The sequence below is a fragment of the Bradyrhizobium sp. SZCCHNR1093 genome (assembly GCF_032381175.1).
Classification (GTDB): domain Bacteria; phylum Pseudomonadota; class Alphaproteobacteria; order Rhizobiales; family Xanthobacteraceae; genus Bradyrhizobium.
In genome coordinates, this window is the sequence record NZ_JAUHJJ010000001.1 from 739,983 (window position 1) to 756,873 (window position 16,891).

At 64.1% G+C, this 16,891-nt stretch carries 15 protein-coding genes and 1 tRNA gene; 13 read left to right on the forward strand and 3 right to left on the reverse strand.

The genetic code is table 11. The features are described 5' to 3' along the window. Positions 1–70 precede the first annotated feature (70 nt). A complete protein-coding gene (gene hisC, locus QX070_RS03530; RefSeq protein WP_315734912.1) occupies positions 71–1,138 on the reverse strand; it encodes a histidinol-phosphate transaminase in 1,068 nt (355 codons plus the stop codon). A 316-nt stretch (positions 1,139–1,454) separates the two neighbouring features. Here hisC and QX070_RS03535 point away from each other — a divergent pair, with 316 nt between their 5' ends. From QX070_RS03535 to QX070_RS03570, 8 genes are all read left to right on the forward strand, one after another. Then, positions 1,455–2,813 carry a tyrosine-type recombinase/integrase gene (locus tag QX070_RS03535; protein ID WP_315734913.1) on the forward strand — a complete coding sequence of 453 codons (1,359 nt, stop codon included), beginning with the start codon at positions 1,455–1,457 and terminating at the stop codon, positions 2,811–2,813. Between the two features lie 275 nt (positions 2,814–3,088). After that, on the forward strand, positions 3,089–3,562 hold the full coding sequence (locus QX070_RS03540; protein WP_315734914.1) for a helix-turn-helix transcriptional regulator: 474 nt from the start codon (positions 3,089–3,091) through the stop codon (positions 3,560–3,562). Positions 3,563–3,574: 12 nt separating this feature from the next. Then, positions 3,575–5,590, forward strand: coding sequence for a hydrogenase 4 subunit B (hyfB, locus tag QX070_RS03545; RefSeq protein WP_315734915.1), 2,016 nt, complete (start codon positions 3,575–3,577; stop codon positions 5,588–5,590). Next, positions 5,581–6,534: a respiratory chain complex I subunit 1 family protein gene (locus QX070_RS03550; RefSeq protein WP_315734916.1), complete on the forward strand. Its 954-nt coding sequence runs from the start codon at positions 5,581–5,583 to the stop codon at positions 6,532–6,534. The genes hyfB and QX070_RS03550 overlap by 10 nt, the downstream gene beginning before the upstream one ends. Positions 6,535–6,536: 2 nt before the next feature. Next, on the forward strand, positions 6,537–7,202 hold the full coding sequence (locus QX070_RS03555; protein ID WP_315734917.1) for a hydrogenase-4 component E: 666 nt from the start codon (positions 6,537–6,539) through the stop codon (positions 7,200–7,202). Next, a complete protein-coding gene (locus QX070_RS03560; protein ID WP_315735705.1) occupies positions 7,202–8,650 on the forward strand; it encodes a hydrogenase 4 subunit F in 1,449 nt (482 codons plus the stop codon). The genes QX070_RS03555 and QX070_RS03560 overlap by 1 nt, the downstream gene beginning before the upstream one ends. Positions 8,651–8,655: 5 nt before the next feature. Beyond that, complete coding sequence (locus QX070_RS03565) at positions 8,656–10,167, forward strand: NADH-quinone oxidoreductase subunit C (protein WP_315734918.1); 1,512 nt, start codon at positions 8,656–8,658, stop codon at positions 10,165–10,167. A gap of 14 nt (positions 10,168–10,181) precedes the next feature. Continuing rightward, positions 10,182–10,709: an NADH-quinone oxidoreductase subunit NuoB gene (locus QX070_RS03570; RefSeq protein WP_315734919.1), complete on the forward strand. Its 528-nt coding sequence runs from the start codon at positions 10,182–10,184 to the stop codon at positions 10,707–10,709. Between the two features lie 211 nt (positions 10,710–10,920). Here the strand turns inward: QX070_RS03570 and QX070_RS03575 are convergent. Together QX070_RS03575 and QX070_RS03580 are read right to left on the reverse strand one after the other, a co-directional pair. Beyond that, a tRNA-Arg gene (locus tag QX070_RS03575) sits at positions 10,921–10,997 on the reverse strand. Positions 10,998–11,267: 270 nt separating this feature from the next. Further along, positions 11,268–12,743 (reverse strand): HAMP domain-containing sensor histidine kinase, encoded by a 1,476-nt coding sequence (locus QX070_RS03580; protein ID WP_315734920.1) that lies wholly within the window; start codon positions 12,741–12,743, stop codon positions 11,268–11,270. Between the two features lie 502 nt (positions 12,744–13,245). Here QX070_RS03580 and rpmH point away from each other — a divergent pair. From rpmH to QX070_RS03605, 5 genes are all read left to right on the forward strand, one after another. Further along, entirely contained in the window at positions 13,246–13,380 is a 135-nt protein-coding gene (rpmH, locus tag QX070_RS03585; RefSeq protein WP_006609582.1) for a 50S ribosomal protein L34, read from the forward strand. 31 nt (positions 13,381–13,411) lie between these two features. After that, entirely contained in the window at positions 13,412–13,822 is a 411-nt protein-coding gene (rnpA, locus tag QX070_RS03590) for a ribonuclease P protein component (protein ID WP_315734921.1), read from the forward strand. Between the two features lie 22 nt (positions 13,823–13,844). Beyond that, on the forward strand, positions 13,845–15,710 hold the full coding sequence (yidC, locus tag QX070_RS03595; RefSeq protein ID WP_315734922.1) for a membrane protein insertase YidC: 1,866 nt from the start codon (positions 13,845–13,847) through the stop codon (positions 15,708–15,710). Between the two features lie 145 nt (positions 15,711–15,855). Then, a complete protein-coding gene (yihA, locus tag QX070_RS03600; RefSeq protein WP_315734923.1) occupies positions 15,856–16,515 on the forward strand; it encodes a ribosome biogenesis GTP-binding protein YihA/YsxC in 660 nt (219 codons plus the stop codon). After that, complete coding sequence (locus QX070_RS03605; RefSeq protein WP_315734924.1) at positions 16,512–16,883, forward strand: DUF423 domain-containing protein; 372 nt, start codon at positions 16,512–16,514, stop codon at positions 16,881–16,883. Before yihA ends, QX070_RS03605 begins: the two co-directional genes overlap by 4 nt. Positions 16,884–16,891: the final 8 nt, after the last annotated feature.

Sequence of the window (16,891 nt, forward strand, 5' to 3'; positions counted from 1 at the left end):
ATCCAGGCTTCGCAGAGTGTGCCGGTCGTGGCGGATCGGCTCCGACCGATCGTCATCTCAGCCACAACTCTCAACCATTCTGCGCCAGCACCTCGCGCAGCGCGTCCGTCAGCCGCGCGAGCTCCGTCTCCGAGCCGATGGTGATACGCAGATAGTCCGCGATCCGCGGGGCGGTGAAATGGCGGACGAGCACGGCGCGCTGACGCAAGGCCGTGGCCAGCGCCTGGCCGGAATGATCAGGATGACGGACGAAGACGAAATTGGCGCTGGACGGCAGGACCTCGAAGCCGAGACGGGCCAGCGCGGCGGTGAGGTCGGCGCGGTTCTTCATGATGACCGAGCGCGCCTGCTGGAAATGGGCGTCGTCCTCGATCGAGGCGATCGCGCCGGCCTGGGCAAGCCGACCGAGCGGGTAGGAGTTGAAGCTGTCCTTGACCCGCGTCAGGCCTTCGATCAGGCCGGCGGCGCCGATCGCGTAGCCGACCCGCAGCCCGGCCAGCGCGCGCGATTTCGACATCGTCTGCACCACCAGCAGGTTGGGATGCTCGGAGATCAAAGGGATCGCAGTCTCGGCGCCAAAATCGACATAGGCCTCGTCGACGACGACGGCCACATCGCTGCGGGCAGCAGCCAGCCGTGCGATCTCGGCACGCGACAGCGCAATTCCGGTCGGCGCATTCGGATTGGCCACGATCACCGGCCCGTCGCGGTCGAGATAATCGTCGACGCGCACGCGCATCTCGGCATCGAGCGGAACGGTCGCGTAATCGATTCCGAGCAGCCGACAGTAGACCGGATAGAAGCTGTAGGTCACGTCGGGGAACAGCAGCGGCGCAGGTTGCTTCAGGAGCGCCGCAAAGGCATGCGCGAGCACCTCGTCCGAGCCGTTGCCGACGAACACCTGCTCGGGTGAGACCTTGTGATAGGCCGCGAGCACCTCGCGCAGCCGCGTTGCCTGGGGATCTGGATAGAGCCGCAAGGTGTCGGCAGCGGCGGCCCGTATGGCCTCGATCGCCTTCGGCGACGGCCCGAACGGGCTCTCATTGGTGTTGAGCTTGACCAGGCCCGGGATCTGCGGCTGCTCGCCAGGCACATAGGGCGACAGCCCATGAACGAGCTCTGACCAGAAGCGACTCAAGATTGTTCTCCTGCGCACCCGAGATCCGCCAATCGACGCATCGACCGGAAGTGATGGACGTGCGAATTGAACGTGCTGTGGTTCATCGGCGAATGGCGCGCCCGGAACGATTCGAACGTCCGACCCTCAGATTCGTAGTTCAAAAACATTGCTTCGCCACGCTATCCGACTGTACGCCACAGCGCAACGATAGACGCAAAAGTCCTTAATTTCGAGCCTTTTATCGCACATCCTCCTACAAGGTCAGGGTCGAGCCGTCGAACTCCCCGATTTTCCAAAACCGTTTGAAAAACCGTTTTTGTTTCGGAGCGCTCCGATGGCCGATGTCCGCCTCCTGCTGACCGACAAAGAAATCGCTCGCCTGCCGACCCCGAGGAAGGGCTGGTATCTGGCGCGCGACACCGAACTGAAGGGCTTCTTCGTCGTCGTCGGAAAGCGGAAACGAGCCTTTACCGTCCAAGGCGACCTTCGCGAGGACGGCAAGCGAGCGACGTCGATCCGGGTCGCAATCGGCGACGTCAAAGAACTCTCGACAAGGACGGCCCGAGCGACTGCCAAGGAATATCTTGCTCAGATAAGCCGGGGTCAGCATCCCAAGGCCGGGTCGAAACCGAGTCGCGTCGCGGCCAGCGGGGATAGCCCGACCGCGCATCAATCCGGCGGCATCACGCTCAGGCAAGCGTGGGAGCGATATCGCGACGCCCACATGATTAGGAAAGGCCGTAGCGAGCGCACAATCGAGAGCTATCGGGATCACGTGGAACGAATCTTCATCAAATGGCTCGATACGCCATTGGAAGATTTGGGCCGCCACCCTGCAAAGGTGGTCGAGAGACATGACGAAATCACCAAGGAGAACGGGCCATATATTGCGAATGGAAGCATGCGCACTCTCCGGGCCATCTATTCCCACGCCCGCAAAGCGAACAAGACCTTGCCGCCCGATAATCCCGTCGGGGCTATCGACTGGAATGGAGAGAAGCGACGCGACACCGGAATGGGGCCCGGTGATCTGAGGGCCTGGTTTTCCGAATTGCCGGCTTTGGACAATCCGATCCGCCGTGAATTCCATCTCTTCACGCTGCTTTCGGGATGTCGGCCCACCGCGTTGCAGGAAACCACTCCGGGCAATATCGATTTCAAGAGACGGATCCTGCACATTCCGAAGCCCAAGGGCGGCGCGAAGCGGGCCTTCGACATTCCTCTATCTCGGGAAATGATCCGCTGCCTGATCCGAGTCATGCGCTTCGGACATCAGATGCATCCGTCGCATGCCCGCCAATGGATATTCCCGGCCGACAGCGTGTCGGGGCACATCGTCGAGCAGATAGAAGATCGGGCCACGCTGTCGAAATGGGGTAACGATCTACGGCAGAGCTTTCGCACCATCGCCGCCGCAGCCGGCGTGTCGGAGTTCGATGCGAAGCTGCTGATGAACCACGCAATTCCCGGCGTGAACGCAGGCTACATCACTTGCCCCAAGCTGCTGGAGGATCACCTACGACGCCAACAACAAGCGATCAGCAGTACGGTATTTGCGGCATTGAATGCGAATAGCCCAAGTATCCGTCGGTGGCCAAAATCCACCAACTCGCAACTTCTCAACCCACATGCCCATGTTATCGCTGACGACATTCGCGGGCAACAAGGGCTGAAGTCAGCGATCGCGGAATAGCAAGAGCGCGCTCCGTGGGAGAGAGGTGCTTAGTGTCGGCTCCTAGACGCGCGAAACGCGTGTAGCGATCCGCTCTTCTGCATAGATGACGGCACAAGCTCCCCTGTGGCGGAGAGAGTATCAGTCAATCTCCATTGAAAGAGAACGCATTTTCGTTCTTCCCCGACCCAAACCCACCGATTGAGCTACGGCCGGAGAATAGGGTTTCGCCCCCGACAACGACCTGTTCCGCCAATAATCCGTCATCGCCGAAAGTCCATCAAGCGAGTCGATCAATGGCCGGCCTGCAATACGCACCCTCCAATGCGTTGATGCCTGGGACAAAGTCCTCGGCAAATGAGGTCTCGAACATCAATATAGCTATACAAAACAACTTCATTGGTATAATTGATCGAACAGCTAGCACTTTTACGTGCAGTATTGATGCACAAAATATCAGTACTGGCATCTCGACGATGATCACCGCAGCACAGCTCCGCGCGGCCAGGGCGCTTCTTGACATCGACCAGCGCCAGCTTGCCGAACTGTCTGGCCTTTCGGTCCCCACGATCCAGCGTATGGAAGCGAGCGAAGGCGTCGTGCGCGGCAACGTCGATTCCTTGATGAAATTGATCGAGGCGCTGAACCAGAGCGGTATCGAACTGATCGGCGACGGAGCAGCCAGTCAGACCGGAGGCCGCGGAGTCAGGCTCAAGGAGCCCGCACTCTCCGACTCGCGCCACGTGAAGGGTATGGCGAAGAGGGCATAGGATCCAATTCAGATGAGTGTCGTTGCATTCCTCATGCTCTGCGCAGCGGCGATGTTGGGGGTTGCGCTGTTGGCGGTAGCCATCGCGCGCGCGTATGCGGCGACTCGCATCATCTACGGCACCATGCTGGCGCTGTGCAGCGCGGCGACGGTTTTTTCGCTTCTCGCGCTTGCCGGCCATGCCGGCGCCCCGACTGACCTCGTTCTGCCGCTCGGCCTGCCCTGGATCGGCGCACACTTCGCGATCGATGCGCTCGCGGCCTTTTTTCTCGTTGTCGTGAATATCGGCGGCGCCGTGGCAAGTCTCTACGCGCTCGGCTACGGCGCGCACGCGGAGGAGCCGCATCGCGTGCTGCCGTTCTTTCCGGCCTTCCTCGCCGGAATGAATCTGGTCCTGCTGGCGGCTGATGCCTTCAGCTATCTGTTGTCCTGGGAGTTCATGTCACTGGCCTCCTGGGCGCTCGTAATCGCGCATCATCGCGATCCCGAGAACATGCGCGCCGGCTACGTGTATCTGATCATGGCGAGCCTCGGCACGCTCGCGCTCCTGCTCGCCCTCGGCCTGCTCGCCGGGCCGGGCGGCAATTACGACTTCGAGACGATCAGACATGGCGTGCGAACGCCGCTGACGGCTGCGATGGTCCTCGTGCTGGTCCTGATCGGTGCAGGATCCAAGGCCGGGCTGGTGCCGCTGCATGCCTGGCTGCCGCTTGCGCATCCGGCGGCGCCAAGTCACGTTTCGGCTCTGATGAGCGGCGTGATGACGAAGGTCGCGATCTACGCCTTCATCCGCATCGTGTTCGATCTTGCCGGCGACCTGCCCTGGTGGTCGGGCGCGCTGCTGCTCGCGATCGGCAGCCTGAGCGCAGTCCTCGGCGTGTTGCAGGCCCTGATGCAGGACGACGCCAAGCGGCTGCTCGCCTATTCGACCATAGAAAATATCGGCATCGTCTTCATCGGGCTCGGCCTCGCGCTGTCGTTCCGAGCCGACGGCATGAATGCGGCGGCCGCGCTGGCCATAACGGCGGCCTTGTTGCACGTGCTCAACCATTCCCTCTTCAAGAGCCTGCTGTTCTTCGGCGCCGGCGCGGTGCTGACCGCAACCGGCGAGCGCGACATGGATCGTCTCGGCGGATTGATCCACCGCATGCCGGTGACGAGCTTCCTGTTCCTGGTCGGCTGCATGGCGATCTCGGCGCTGCCGCCACTGAACGGTTTCGTATCGGAATGGCTAACCTTCCAGGCCGTGCTTCAGAGTCCCGACCTGGCGCGATGGTTGCTGAAGGTCATGGTCCCGGCGGCAGGCGGCCTGCTCGCGCTCGCAGCAGCGCTGGCGGGCGCGACCTTCGTCAAGGCCTTCGGTATCACCTTCCTCGGCCGTCCACGCAGCACGGAAGCGGGACAAGCAACGGAGGTGGACCGCTTCTCGCTCTCGGCCATGGCGACACTTGCCTTGCTCTGCCTGATCACCGGCATCGTTCCGGGCTTCGTCATCGATGCCATCGCCCCGATCACGCACCAGCTTGCCGGCACGGCGCTGACGCCGCAGGGGAGCCGGCCCTGGCTCACGATCGTGCCGGAGGCCGAAACCGGCAGCTCCTATAACGGCTTGCTCGTCTTTCTCTTCATCACCACGTCCGCGCTGCTGGCGGTGTGGGCCATCCACCGCTTCGCCTCGCACGCGATCCGCCGCGGCCCGGCATGGGATTGCGGCTTTCCCGATCCCAGTCCGCTGACGCAATATTCCGGCTCGAGCTTTGCCCAGCCTATCCGCCGCGTGTTCCTAGCGCGGACTCCTGTCACGAGTGAAGAGGTCACCATGCCCGCGCCCGGCGACACACGCGCCGCCCGCTTCACGCTGACGATCGCCGATCCGGTGTGGGACTGGCTCTACGAGCCGTTTGCCGGCGCCGTCGAACGCGCCGCGCTCCAGCTCAACAAACTGCAATTCCTCACCATCCGCCGCTACCTCAGCCTTGTCTTCCTCTCCCTCGTGCTGCTCTTGCTGGTGCTGGCGATATGGAGCTGATCTCCGCCCTTCTCGTTCAGGTCTCGCAGATGATGCTGGTGCTGCTGGCGGCGCCGCTGCTGACCGGCTTCATCCGCAAGGTGAAGGCGCGCCTCCAGCGCCGCCGCGGCCCGCCGATCGTGCAGCCCTATCGCGATATCCTACGGCTCCTGAAGAAGGAGGTCGTGGTCGCGGACAATGCCTCGTGGATATTCCGCGTCGCGCCCTATCTGATCTTCGCGGCGACCTGGGTCGCCGCCGCGCTGGTGCCGACCTTCGCCAAGGGTTTGCTGTTCAGCTGGTCCGCGGACCTCATCGCCATCATCGCGCTGCTCGCCAGCGCGCGGTTTTTCCTCGCGCTCGCCGGCATGGATATCGGCACCGCCTTCGGCGGCATCGGGGCGAGCCGGGAAATGATGATCGCCTCGCTCGCCGAGCCGGCCATGCTGCTGGTCGTCTTCACCATGGCGCTGGTTGCGCACTCGACGCAGCTCTCGGCCGTGGCCGATCTGTTCGCCTTGGGCGTCGGCCTGCGTGTCTCGCTGGGCCTTGCGATGGTCGGGCTGATCATCGTCGCCATCGCCGAAAACGGCCGCGTTCCGGTCGACAACCCGGCGACCCATCTCGAACTCACCATGGTGCATGAAGCCATGGTGCTGGAATATTCAGGTCGCCACCTCGCCATGATCGAACTCGCCGCCGCGGTCAAGCTGCTGCTCTACATCTCGCTGATCGGCTGCATCTTCGTGCCGTGGACGCTGGCTGCGCCCAGCGCGAGCACCGCAAGCCATCTGACCGGATTCGCCGGCTATCTCGCCAAGCTCACTGTGTTCGGCTTTCTGCTCGGCGTGTTCGAGACCGCCATTGCGAAGATGAGGGTGTTCCGCCTACCGGATTTCGTCGGCGCTGCCTTGATGCTCGGCCTGCTCGGCACGCTGCTGTTGTTCGTATCGAGGAGCCTCTAGCAATGGCGCACGGACTGACATTCGACGTCGCGCACCTGTTGGCGGGCAGCCTGTTGCTGGTCAGCTTCCTGATGATCACACAGCACCGGCTCTATGCCCTGCTCAACGCCTTTGCGCTCCAGGCCGTGCTGCTCGCGATGTCGGTCGCCTGGCAGGCCCACGTCCAGAGCGCGCCGCATCTCTATGTCACCGCCATGATCGCGCTGGTCTTCAAGGCCGTGGTCGTGCCGGTCGGGCTGCATCGCATCATCCAGCGGCTCGGCATCCATCGCGAGATCGAAACCGTGATCGGTTCCGGAACGACCATGCTGACCGGCATGGGACTGGTCGCGCTCTCGATGACGGTCATGCTGAAGGTCACCCCCGCCGCCGATCCGCTCGCGCGCGAGGACCTCGCCTTCGCGCTGTCGGTCGTACTGCTCGGTCTGTTGATGATGGTGAGCCGGCGTAACGCCGTGAGCCAGGTGGTCGGCTTCATGTCGCTTGAAAACGGGTTGGTGCTCGCAGGCACCGGCGCGCGCGGCATGCCGCTGGTGGTCGAGATCAGCGTCGCCTTCTCGATCCTGATCGCCTTCTTCGTGATCGGCGTCTTCCTGTTCCGGATCCGCGAGCGCTTCGACACCGTCGATGTCCAGGCGCTGGATCGCTTTCGCGGAGAGCGCCGATGATGTTGTCCACCAACGAGGGCGTCGTCCTCGTCACCGTCATTCCGGTCGTCTCGGCCGCTGTGCTGGCCCTGCTTCCCGGCTATCGGCTGTCCGCGCGCCTCAACGTGCTGGCGTCGGGGTTGACCTTCGCGGCCTCGCTCTCGATGTTCTTCGCCGATCACATCCAGCCCGGCTCTTACCTGTTCGTCGATGAACTCAACATCGCGTTCATCGTGCTCAATACCTTCGTCGGCTTCACCACCAGCGTGTTTTCGGCAAGCTATATCGGCCACGAGCTGGCGACCGGGCGGCTGACGCCTGCATACTTGCGTTTCTACCACGCCATGTTCCAGGTCATGATGGGCGGGATGAATCTCGCGCTGACCGCCAACAATATCGGCTTGATGTGGGTCGGCATCGAACTGGCGACGCTGACGACCGTGCTGATGGTCGGCATCTACCGCACCCATGAAGCGCTCGAAGCCGCCTGGAAATATTTCATTCTCGGCAGCGTCGGCATCGGGCTCGCGCTGTTCGGTACCATCCTGGTCTACATGGCTGCGCTCCCCGTGGTGGGCGAAGGCATCAACGGCATGGTCTGGACGGTGCTGGTCGCGCATGCCTCGCAGTTCGATCCGGCGCTGATCAACGTCGCCTTCATATTCCTGCTGCTCGGCTACGGCACCAAGGTGGGGTTGGCGCCGCTGCACGCCTGGCTGCCGGATGCGCATGCGGAAGGGCCGACGCCGATCTCCGCGGTGTTGTCCGGCCTCCTGCTCAACGTCGCACTCTACGCAGTGCTTCGTTTCAAGATCGTGCTGGCAGCCAATCCGAGCGCGGTGGCTCCTGGACCCCTGATGGTGACACTCGGTCTGGTATCGCTGGTGTTCGCCGCCTTCATGCTCTACCGGCGGCGCGACATCAAACGCCTGTTCGCCTATTCCTCGATCGAGCACATGGGGATCATCACCTTTGCCTTCGGGATGGGCGGCCCGGTCGCCAATTTTGCCGGGCTGCTGCACATGGTGATGCACAGCCTTACCAAGTCGGGAATCTTCTTTGCCGTTGGCCATGTCGCGCAGATCAAGGACACGCAGAAGATCGCCGATATCCGCGGCCTGACCGCGACCCATCCGGCGCTCGGCTGGAGCCTCGTGATCGGTGTCGTGGCCATCGCCGGATTGCCGCCGTTCGGCGTCTTCATGAGCGAATTCCTGGTCGTGACCTCGACCTTCGCGCGCGAGCCGCTGCTTGCCATCCCGCTCGTGTTCGGCATCCTGCTCGCGCTCGGCGCGCTGTTCTATCATCTCAACGGTATCGCCTTTGGCGTGCCGACCGGAAGCACTGCACCATCGGATGCCTCCTACATGCCGATGATCGTGCATTTCGGTCTCGTGCTGATCGCCGGAATCTTCCTCCCGCCCACGCTGGTCACGTGGTTCCGGCACGTCGCCGATATTCTGGGGTAATCGCAATGGGCCTCGACGAACTCCTGCGCCAAGGCGAGCTTGCATCGAGCCCCCGTCCCTGGCCGCGCGCCGTCGTCGGCGTCGCGACCTGGAACGAGGCGATCGCGGGACTTGCCGGCGCCGACTGGGAACTGCTCGGCCTTTGGGGCGAGGCGGATCGCGTTCACATGGCGCTGCTCGATGCGCCGAAGACTGTGGTCGGCATCATCACGCTCGATTGCCCGACCCGCCGCTATCCGTCGGTCGGTCTGCACCACCCACCGGCACTTCGGCTGGAACGGACCATCCGCGATCTCCGCGGCCTGGAGCCGCAGGGCCTGCCGGACCCGCGCGCCTGGCTCGACCACGGCAATTGGGGCCTGCGGCATCCGCTCGCTGCGAAGCCCGAGCCGACGCCGATCGACAAGACCTATGCGTTCCTTCCCGTCGAAGGCGACGGCCTGCATCAGATTCCGGTCGGCCCGGTCCATGCCGGCATCATCGAGCCCGGCCACTTCCGCTTCACAGCCAACGGCGAGACCGTTGTGCGGTTAGAGCCTCGGCTCGGCTATGTGCACAAGGGTATCGAGGGCCTGATTACGGGCGCGAACCTTGCGAAGGCGGGCAAGCTCGCAGCTCGCGCCTCCGGTGACAGCACGGTCGCCTACGGACTGGCCTTCGCGCGCGCGGTGGAGGCCGCGTTGGGGGTGGAAGTTCCGCTGCGTGCGCACCATCTGCGCGCGCTGATGGCGGAGCTGGAACGTCTCGCCAATCATCTCGGCGATTTCGGCGCAATCTGCAACGATGCTTCCTTCGCCCTGATGCTGGCCCATTGCGGCGTGTTGCGCGAGAAGGTGCTGCGCGGCGCGGGCAATGTTTTCGGGCACCGCCTGATGCGCGACTTGATCCTGCCCGGCGGCGTGGCGACCGATATCAACCAGGATGGCATCCAGGCGATCCGATTGCTGGTGAGCGATATCCAGGCACGCTTCCCAGCCCTGGTCGAACTCTACGACAACACGGCCTCGCTCCAGGATCGCACCGTCACCACGGGCACGGTGAAGGCCGATCTCGCCCGTCAATACGCGCCCGGCGGCTTCATCGGCCGTGCATCGGGCCGCGCCTTCGACGCACGCAAGCATCTTGCCTACGCGCCCTATGACAAGCTCGCCTTCGAGATTCCTGTGCTTGAGGCCGGCGACGTCAACGCGCGGGTGTGGATTCGCGTTCGCGAGATCGAGCAGAGTCTAGGGCTCGTCACCCAATTGCTGGAGCGGATGCCGCAGGGCGAGTTGCGGATCGATCTGCCCATGGCCGGCGAGGTTCGCGAGGGCATGGCGCTGGTGGAGGGTTTTCGCGGCGACATCCTGGTCTGGCTCAGGCTCAATGCCGACAACAGCATTGCGCACTGCCATCTGCGTGACCCTTCCTGGTTCCAATGGCCGCTGCTGGAGGCCGCGATCCAAGACAACATCGTTGCCGATTTCCCGCTCTGCAACAAATCGTTCAACTGCTCCTACTCGGGCCACGACCTCTAGGGACGTCCATCCAGATGAGAAAGCTGCTGTTCCAGAGTCTCGTGCAGATGCCGTTGACGGAGCCGGCGCCGTCGGCCGACGACCGGGCACTTGCAGAAGTGGGCGCTGCGCTGGAGCGGGCGGCCCGCCGGCGCCTTGGCCGGTCGCTGTCGATCCGCGAGGTCGACGCCGGCTCCTGCAACGGCTGCGAGCTGGAAATTCATGCGCTCAACAACGCCTATTACGATCTCGAACGCTTCGGCCTCCGCTTCGTCGCCTCACCGCGCCACGCGGACGTGCTGCTGGTGACTGGGCCGGTGACGAAGAACATGCGCATGGCGCTGGAGCGGACCTACAACGCAACGCCAAATCCGAAGTGGGTCGTGGCCGTGGGCGACTGCGCCCGCGACGGCGGGTGCTTCGCCGGCAGCTATGCCGTGGTGGGGGGCGTGGGAGAGGTCGTGCCGGTCGATCTGCATGTCCCGGGGTGCCCGCCCGCTCCGCTCGAAATTCTCCGCGGGCTACTGGCTCTTCTCGAACGCGTGGCTTCGGCCACGCCATAGCCATCTCGACGGCTTCGATGATTTATAGGACCTCAGAGGCACTGGCGGAGAGAGTGGAATTCGAACTCCCGTTAATTCTCCGATCAGGATGCAATCCTTTGCCAGGAGCGGCACCGTCCACAAGCATGCATGTCGCACACCAAAACCGTTTGAAAAACCGTTTCAGTTTTCAAATCTCAAACGGTGATTTTAGCTAAGTCATTGATCTAAATGGCGCGCCCGGAACGATTCGAACGTCCGACCCTCAGATTCGTAGTCTGATGCTCTATCCAGCTGAGCTACGGGCGCGTTTTTCGCGTTTGGCAGGCTCCGGGCCAGGGGCCGGATCCCGGAAGGCCGGGGCGGCAAATGCCGGCAGGCCTCGCGAAGGGCCCCTGACTAACGGCTCGGAGACCGCTTGGCAAGGCTGGAGCGGGACATTTTGCGACCATTTTTCCGCAGACGCGCTGGCGCGGTTCGGTAGGGGCCGGAGCGGACGGGCTTCGTTCCGGCACGCCCGGAGTTCCGGGCTCGACGCCTGCGGCATCGCCCCGGAATGGCAGGTGAGGCCGGTCCGGTTCAGGCGCTGGCGCGCTCGGTCCAGAAGGTCTGCAGCTCGACAGGGCGGTCGGGAATCGTGATTCGGAAGGTGGCCCCCAGGGTGCCTTCGACCAGCTGGATGTCGCCATCGTGGGCCCGGACCAGCTCGGCCGCGATCGCAAGGCCCAGCCCCGAGCCGCCCGGACGACCGGCACCACGGAAGGCCTCGAACAGGTGCTCTCGCACCTTCGCCGGGACGCCGGGACCCGTGTCCGAGACCTCCAGGATCGCCACCCCGCCCTCGCGGCGGCCGGTGATGCGGATCTGGCGCACGCCGGCATCCGCCGCGAGGCTGTCCAAGGCCTGGGCGGCATTGCGCACCAGGTTGAGCAGCACGCGGAACAGCTGGTCCGGATCAGCATCGATCTTCAGCCCGCGCTCGATCGCCGCGATCCACGTGATCGAGGCATCCGGCGACAGGCCAGCGGTCTCCCGCACCTCCGCCACCACCTGCTCGACCGCCACCATGCGGCGGTCCGGCGCCGGCTCCTGCACCTTGCCGTAGGACAGCGTCGACTGGCAGAACGCGATGGCGCGCTCCAGCGAGCGCATCAGCTTCGGCGCGAAGCGCTGCACCCGCGGATCGGGAACGCTGGCGAGCTGGTCCGACAGCAGTTGCGACGAGGCCAGCAGGTTGCGGAGGTCATGGTTGATCTTGGACACGGCGAGGCCGAGGGCGGCGAGCCGGCTCTTCTGATGCAGCATCGAGACGAGGTCGCGCTGCATGTCGGCGAGCTCGCGCTCGGCGACGCCGATCTCGTCGGAACGCTGGCTCGGCACGATGATTCGCGCCACGCTCTCCGGATTTTCGTGGAAGCCGACGAGGCTCGCGGTGAGGCGCCGCATTGGCCGCACGAACAGGAAATGCAGAGCAAGATAGACCAGCGCCGCGGTCAGCACCGCCAGCAGCAGCGACACGCCGAGCAGATTGCGCGAGAAGCGATACATCGCCTTGCGCAACGGCTTCTCGTCGGTCACGACCTCGATGAACTGGGCGCGGCCCGGCGACGGCCCGATCACGCGCATGGTGTGATCGCCGGTCTCTGTCATCATCGTCAGCGAGTTCACGATCGACGACCACACCGTCATGTCGCGCATGTCGAAGTCGTGGTCGATCGAGGCGGGCAGGTCGGCGCTGGCGAGCAGGCGGCGCTGCTGGCCCATCTTGATGGCGACGCCGCGCGCGTTGATGGAGGTGAGGATCTGCCGCGCCAGCGAATCCGGCACCATGCCGGACGGCGCGGCATCGAGCACCAGCGCAGCGGTATTGGCGGCCGCCAGGCGATCGTTGAGCCGGTTGGTCCAGAAATTGGCGATCGCCGGCACGTAGATCAGCACCTCCGCGATCATCACCAGCGGAATGGTCAACAGCAGCAGCTTTCCAGACAAGCCGAGCCGGCGCGACCTTTTCGGTCGCAGGCGCTCCAGGATTGGCTGGTTGTCGCTCTCGGTCACGTATCGCCCTTGTAAGAGACACCCCCACCCTTACGGGACCGCAAGATGGGACTGCACCGGAGTCCGGTCAAATTACGGATCGCTCATGTTCCGGTTTCCAAATCGTTCATAATGGAACCCAAAACTGCACGACCTCTGACGTCTTCAACCCCGCCGTGCCGAGGCTATTCTTGCCCTCGTCTTGCGCCCAGGGTCTTGCGTTTCTCGTCTTGCTTCGTCTCATTCGCCACGCCGACGCACGGCCGGTGACGAAGGTCTTTACGAGATCTCGGCGCCGTCGATCGCCTGCACCGCCTAGGACGCCTTGCCGCGATTGACGAAGGCGGGACGCTCCCTTATAAGCCGCGCCAACCGTCCGCGATGACCCGGCCCGCCCGGGAGCGGCTCGATTTCAGGGCCGGCAGCGGTCCATTTCGGGCCCGGAAGCATCACCGGACATCAATCGACATTTCAAGCAGGCAAGTTGTCAACTGGCAAATTGCCCGGCAGCGGAGAACGACCCGTGAAGCGGACTTATCAACCCAGCAAACTGGTGCGCAAGCGCCGTCACGGCTTCCGCGCCCGTCTCGCCACCACCGGCGGCCGCAAGGTCCTTGCCGCGCGTCGCGCCCGGGGCCGCAAGCGTCTCAGCGCCTGAAGCCAGGGCGTCTGTCCCGGAGATTTCCATCATGGATCGGCTACGGCAGCGGGCGGACTTCCTCGCCGTTGCCGATGGCGTGCGGGCGAACAGTCCTGCCTTCGGAGTCCAGCGCCGGGAACGGCCGGACCAGGGCCCGATCCGGATCGGCTTTACCGTCACCAAGAAGAATGGCACCGCCACGGAGCGTAATCGCATCCGTCGGCGGTTGCGCGAGCTTGTGAAACGGCTCGATCCCCTGTCGATGCGGCCGCACAGTGACTACGTGCTGGTCGGCCGGCGGGATGCCCTGTCACGCGACTTCTCGACCATGCTCGCCGACCTCCAGGCGACGCTCCGCCGCCTCGACCGGCCGCAGGCCAAGCCGCAGCCGCGCAAGCCGTCGGATGCGGATCAGCCAAACGCTCCCGCACCGGACGCGCATTCCCGCAAACCGGATTGAACGACGAGACGATAAGAAAACGATGACCGACAATCGCAACACCATCCTCGCCGTCATTCTGTCCGGCCTCGTGCTGATCCTGTGGCAGGTCTTCTACAACGGACCGCAGATGGAGAAGCAGCGCGCGCAGGCCCAACTGCAGGCCGAGCTCGCCAAGAAGCAGGCGCCGGCAACGCAGCCCGACAGCACCGCTCCGTCTGCCACCCCGCAGCCGGGCGCTTCCGCAACCGGCAGCCCGAGCGCACCGGGCGGGGCCGTGATCAGCACAGGCGTGATGCCGCGCGACACCGCCATCGCCGCCACCCCGCGCGTCAAGATCGACACGCCGCGGCTGACCGGCAGCATCTCGCTGAAGGGCGCGCGCATCGACGATCTGGCTTTCGTGAAGTACCGCGAGACGGTCGATCCGAAATCGCCGGCGATCGTGCTGTTCTCGCCGTCCAACACCGCCGAGCCCTATTACGCCGAGTTCGGCTGGGTCAACGCCGCCGGCGCCAAGGTGCAGGTGCCGGACCAGAGCACGATGTGGCAGCAGGACGGCTCCAACGCGCTGACGCCCTCGACCCCGGTGAAGCTGACCTTCACCAACGGCGACGGCCTGACCTTCCAGCGCACCATTTCCGTGGACGACCACTATCTCTTCACCATCAAGGACGACGTCACCAACGCCGGCAATGCGCCGGTGACGCTGTATCCCTACGGCCTGATCTCGCGTCATGGCACGCCGCAAGTCTCGGGCTATTACATCCTGCATGAAGGCCTGATCGGCTATCTCGGCGAAAAGGGCCTGCAGGAATTCACCTACAAGAAGATGGACGACGAGAAGGCGGCGAAGTTCGACGTCACCAATGGCTGGCTCGGCATCACCGACAAATATTGGGCGGCCGCGCTGCTGCCGATGACGGATGCCCGCCTGCAGGCGAACTATTCGTCGAAGCTGGTCGACAACCAGCATCGCTACCAGACGGACTATGTCGAGACCCCGCAGACGGTACCGGCCGGCGGCTCGGCCAGCGTCTCCACGCGGCTGTTCGCCGGCGCCAAGGAGGCCGGCGTCGTCGGCATCAACTTCCCGATCGGCGGCCTCGGCGGCTACAACCAGCAGCTCGGGCTGAACCATTTCGATCTCCTGATCGACTGGGGCTGGTTCTACTTCCTGACCAAGCCGATGTTCCTGGCGCTGGATTTCTTCTTCCGCTTCTTCGGCAATTTCGGCATCTCGATCCTGCTGGTGACGGTGCTGGTGAAGCTCCTGTTCTTCCCGCTCGCCAACAAGTCCTACGCCTCGATGGCGAAGATGAAGGCGATCCAGCCGCAGCTCCAGGCGCTCAAGGAGCGCTATCCGGACGACCGGATGAAGCAGCAGCAGGAGATGATGGAGATCTACAAGAAGGAGAAGATCAACCCGGTCGCCGGCTGTCTTCCGGTCGTGCTGCAGATCCCGGTGTTCTTCTCGCTCTACAAGGTGCTGTTCGTCACCATCGAGATGCGGCATGCGCCGTTCTATGGCTGGATCAAGGACCTGTCGGCGCCGGATCCGACCAATCTGTTCACGCTGTTCGGCCTGATCCCGTTCGACCCGACCCAGCTGCCGCTGTTCGGCCACTACCTGGCGCTCGGCATCTGGCCGATCATCATGGGCATCACGATGTGGTTCCAGATGAAGCTGAACCCGACGCCGCCGGATCCGACGCAGGCGATGATCTTCAACTGGATGCCGCTGATCTTCACCTTCATGCTCGCGGGCTTCCCGGCCGGCCTCGTGATCTATTGGGCCTGGAACAACACGCTGTCGGTGTTGCAGCAGGGCTTCATCATGCGCCGCAACGGCGTGAAGGTGGAGCTGTTCGACAACATCCGCGGCACGTTCAAAAAAAAAGCGGCGTGACGAGTAAGGCGGCGTGAGCCGCTGAAGCAACAAACCATCTACCGTCATGGCCGGGCTTGTCCCGGCCATCCACGTTTTGATATCCCGCGCAATGGGCGTGGATGCCCGGGTCAGGCCCGGGCATGACGAAGAGCGAGGCCTTGTCATGACCACCAGCCACGACACTGACGAGCGCCTGATCGAAAAAGGCCGCAAGCTGTTCGCTCAATCGTGGCGCTTCACCCACGCCTCGCCCTCGATCGAGAGCCTGCCGCCGATGGGAAGCCTCGAAGTCGCCTTCGCCGGCCGCTCCAATGTCGGCAAGTCCAGCCTGATCAACGCACTGACCGGCCAGAACGCGCTGGCGCGCACCTCGCATACGCCGGGCCGCACCCAGGAGCTGATCTTCTTCGAGGGGCCCGAGCATGCGCCGCTGCGGCTGGTCGACATGCCCGGCTATGGATATGCCGCCGCGGCGAAGACCAAGGTCGCGTCCTGGACCGAGCTGATCCACAAATTCCTGCTCGGCCGCGCCTCGCTCGCCCGCGTCTATGTGCTGATCGATGCCCGTCATGGGCTGAAGGAGGTCGATCAGGAGATTCTCAAAACGCTCGACAGGTCCGCCGTCAGCTATCAGCTCGTCCTGACCAAGGCCGACCAGATCAAGCCGGCTGAGCTCGCAAGCCGGATCGCCGAGACCGAGGCCGCGCTCGCCAAGCATCCGGCGGCGTTTCCTCAGGTGCTGGCGACGTCGTCACGATCCGGCGCCGGCATGCCGGAGCTGCGTGCCGCCATGGTGCGGCTGCTGGAAGAGCGGAGCACATGATGACGCCGTGGCGAATCCTGGTCGCGATGGCCGGGCTGATGGGCGCCGCCGGCGTCGCGCTGGCGGCCAAGGCCGCGCACGAGCCTGACGCATCGCGGCTCGCGACCGCCTCCACCATGCTGCTGTTCCACGCCTGCGCCCTGCTCGGCACCATCGCGCTGGCAGAGCGCGGCGTGGTTCATCGGCGCATCGGCCTGATCACGGCGATCGGCTTCGTGCTCGGCCCGGCCCTGTTCGCCGGCGACCTCCTGATGCGGCAGTTCACCGGCGATCGGCTGTTTCCGTTCGCGGCGCCGATCGGCGGTAGCTTGCAGATCGCGAGCTGGCTCGCACTCGCGGTCTGCGCGCTGTGGCCGCGGCGGGCGTGATCCGGCGC

Excerpts from the sequence above, each read along its gene's own strand:
- QX070_RS03605 (WP_315734924.1), top strand. The coding sequence starts at position 16,512 with ATGATGACGCCGTGGCGAATCCTGGTCGCGATGGCCGGGCTGATGGGC.
- hyfB (WP_315734915.1), top strand. The coding sequence starts at position 3,575 with ATGAGTGTCGTTGCATTCCTCATGCTCTGCGCAGCGGCGATGTTGGGG.
- rnpA (WP_315734921.1), top strand. The coding sequence starts at position 13,412 with ATGGATCGGCTACGGCAGCGGGCGGACTTCCTCGCCGTTGCCGATGGC.
- QX070_RS03570 (WP_315734919.1), top strand. The coding sequence starts at position 10,182 with ATGAGAAAGCTGCTGTTCCAGAGTCTCGTGCAGATGCCGTTGACGGAG.
- QX070_RS03535 (WP_315734913.1), top strand. The coding sequence starts at position 1,455 with ATGGCCGATGTCCGCCTCCTGCTGACCGACAAAGAAATCGCTCGCCTG.
- QX070_RS03555 (WP_315734917.1), top strand. The coding sequence starts at position 6,537 with ATGGCGCACGGACTGACATTCGACGTCGCGCACCTGTTGGCGGGCAGC.
- yihA (WP_315734923.1), top strand. The coding sequence starts at position 15,856 with ATGACCACCAGCCACGACACTGACGAGCGCCTGATCGAAAAAGGCCGC.
- yidC (WP_315734922.1), top strand. The coding sequence starts at position 13,845 with ATGACCGACAATCGCAACACCATCCTCGCCGTCATTCTGTCCGGCCTC.
- QX070_RS03565 (WP_315734918.1), top strand. The coding sequence starts at position 8,656 with ATGGGCCTCGACGAACTCCTGCGCCAAGGCGAGCTTGCATCGAGCCCC.
- QX070_RS03550 (WP_315734916.1), top strand. The coding sequence starts at position 5,581 with ATGGAGCTGATCTCCGCCCTTCTCGTTCAGGTCTCGCAGATGATGCTG.
- QX070_RS03540 (WP_315734914.1), top strand. The coding sequence starts at position 3,089 with ATGGCCGGCCTGCAATACGCACCCTCCAATGCGTTGATGCCTGGGACA.
- QX070_RS03560 (WP_315735705.1), top strand. The coding sequence starts at position 7,202 with ATGTTGTCCACCAACGAGGGCGTCGTCCTCGTCACCGTCATTCCGGTC.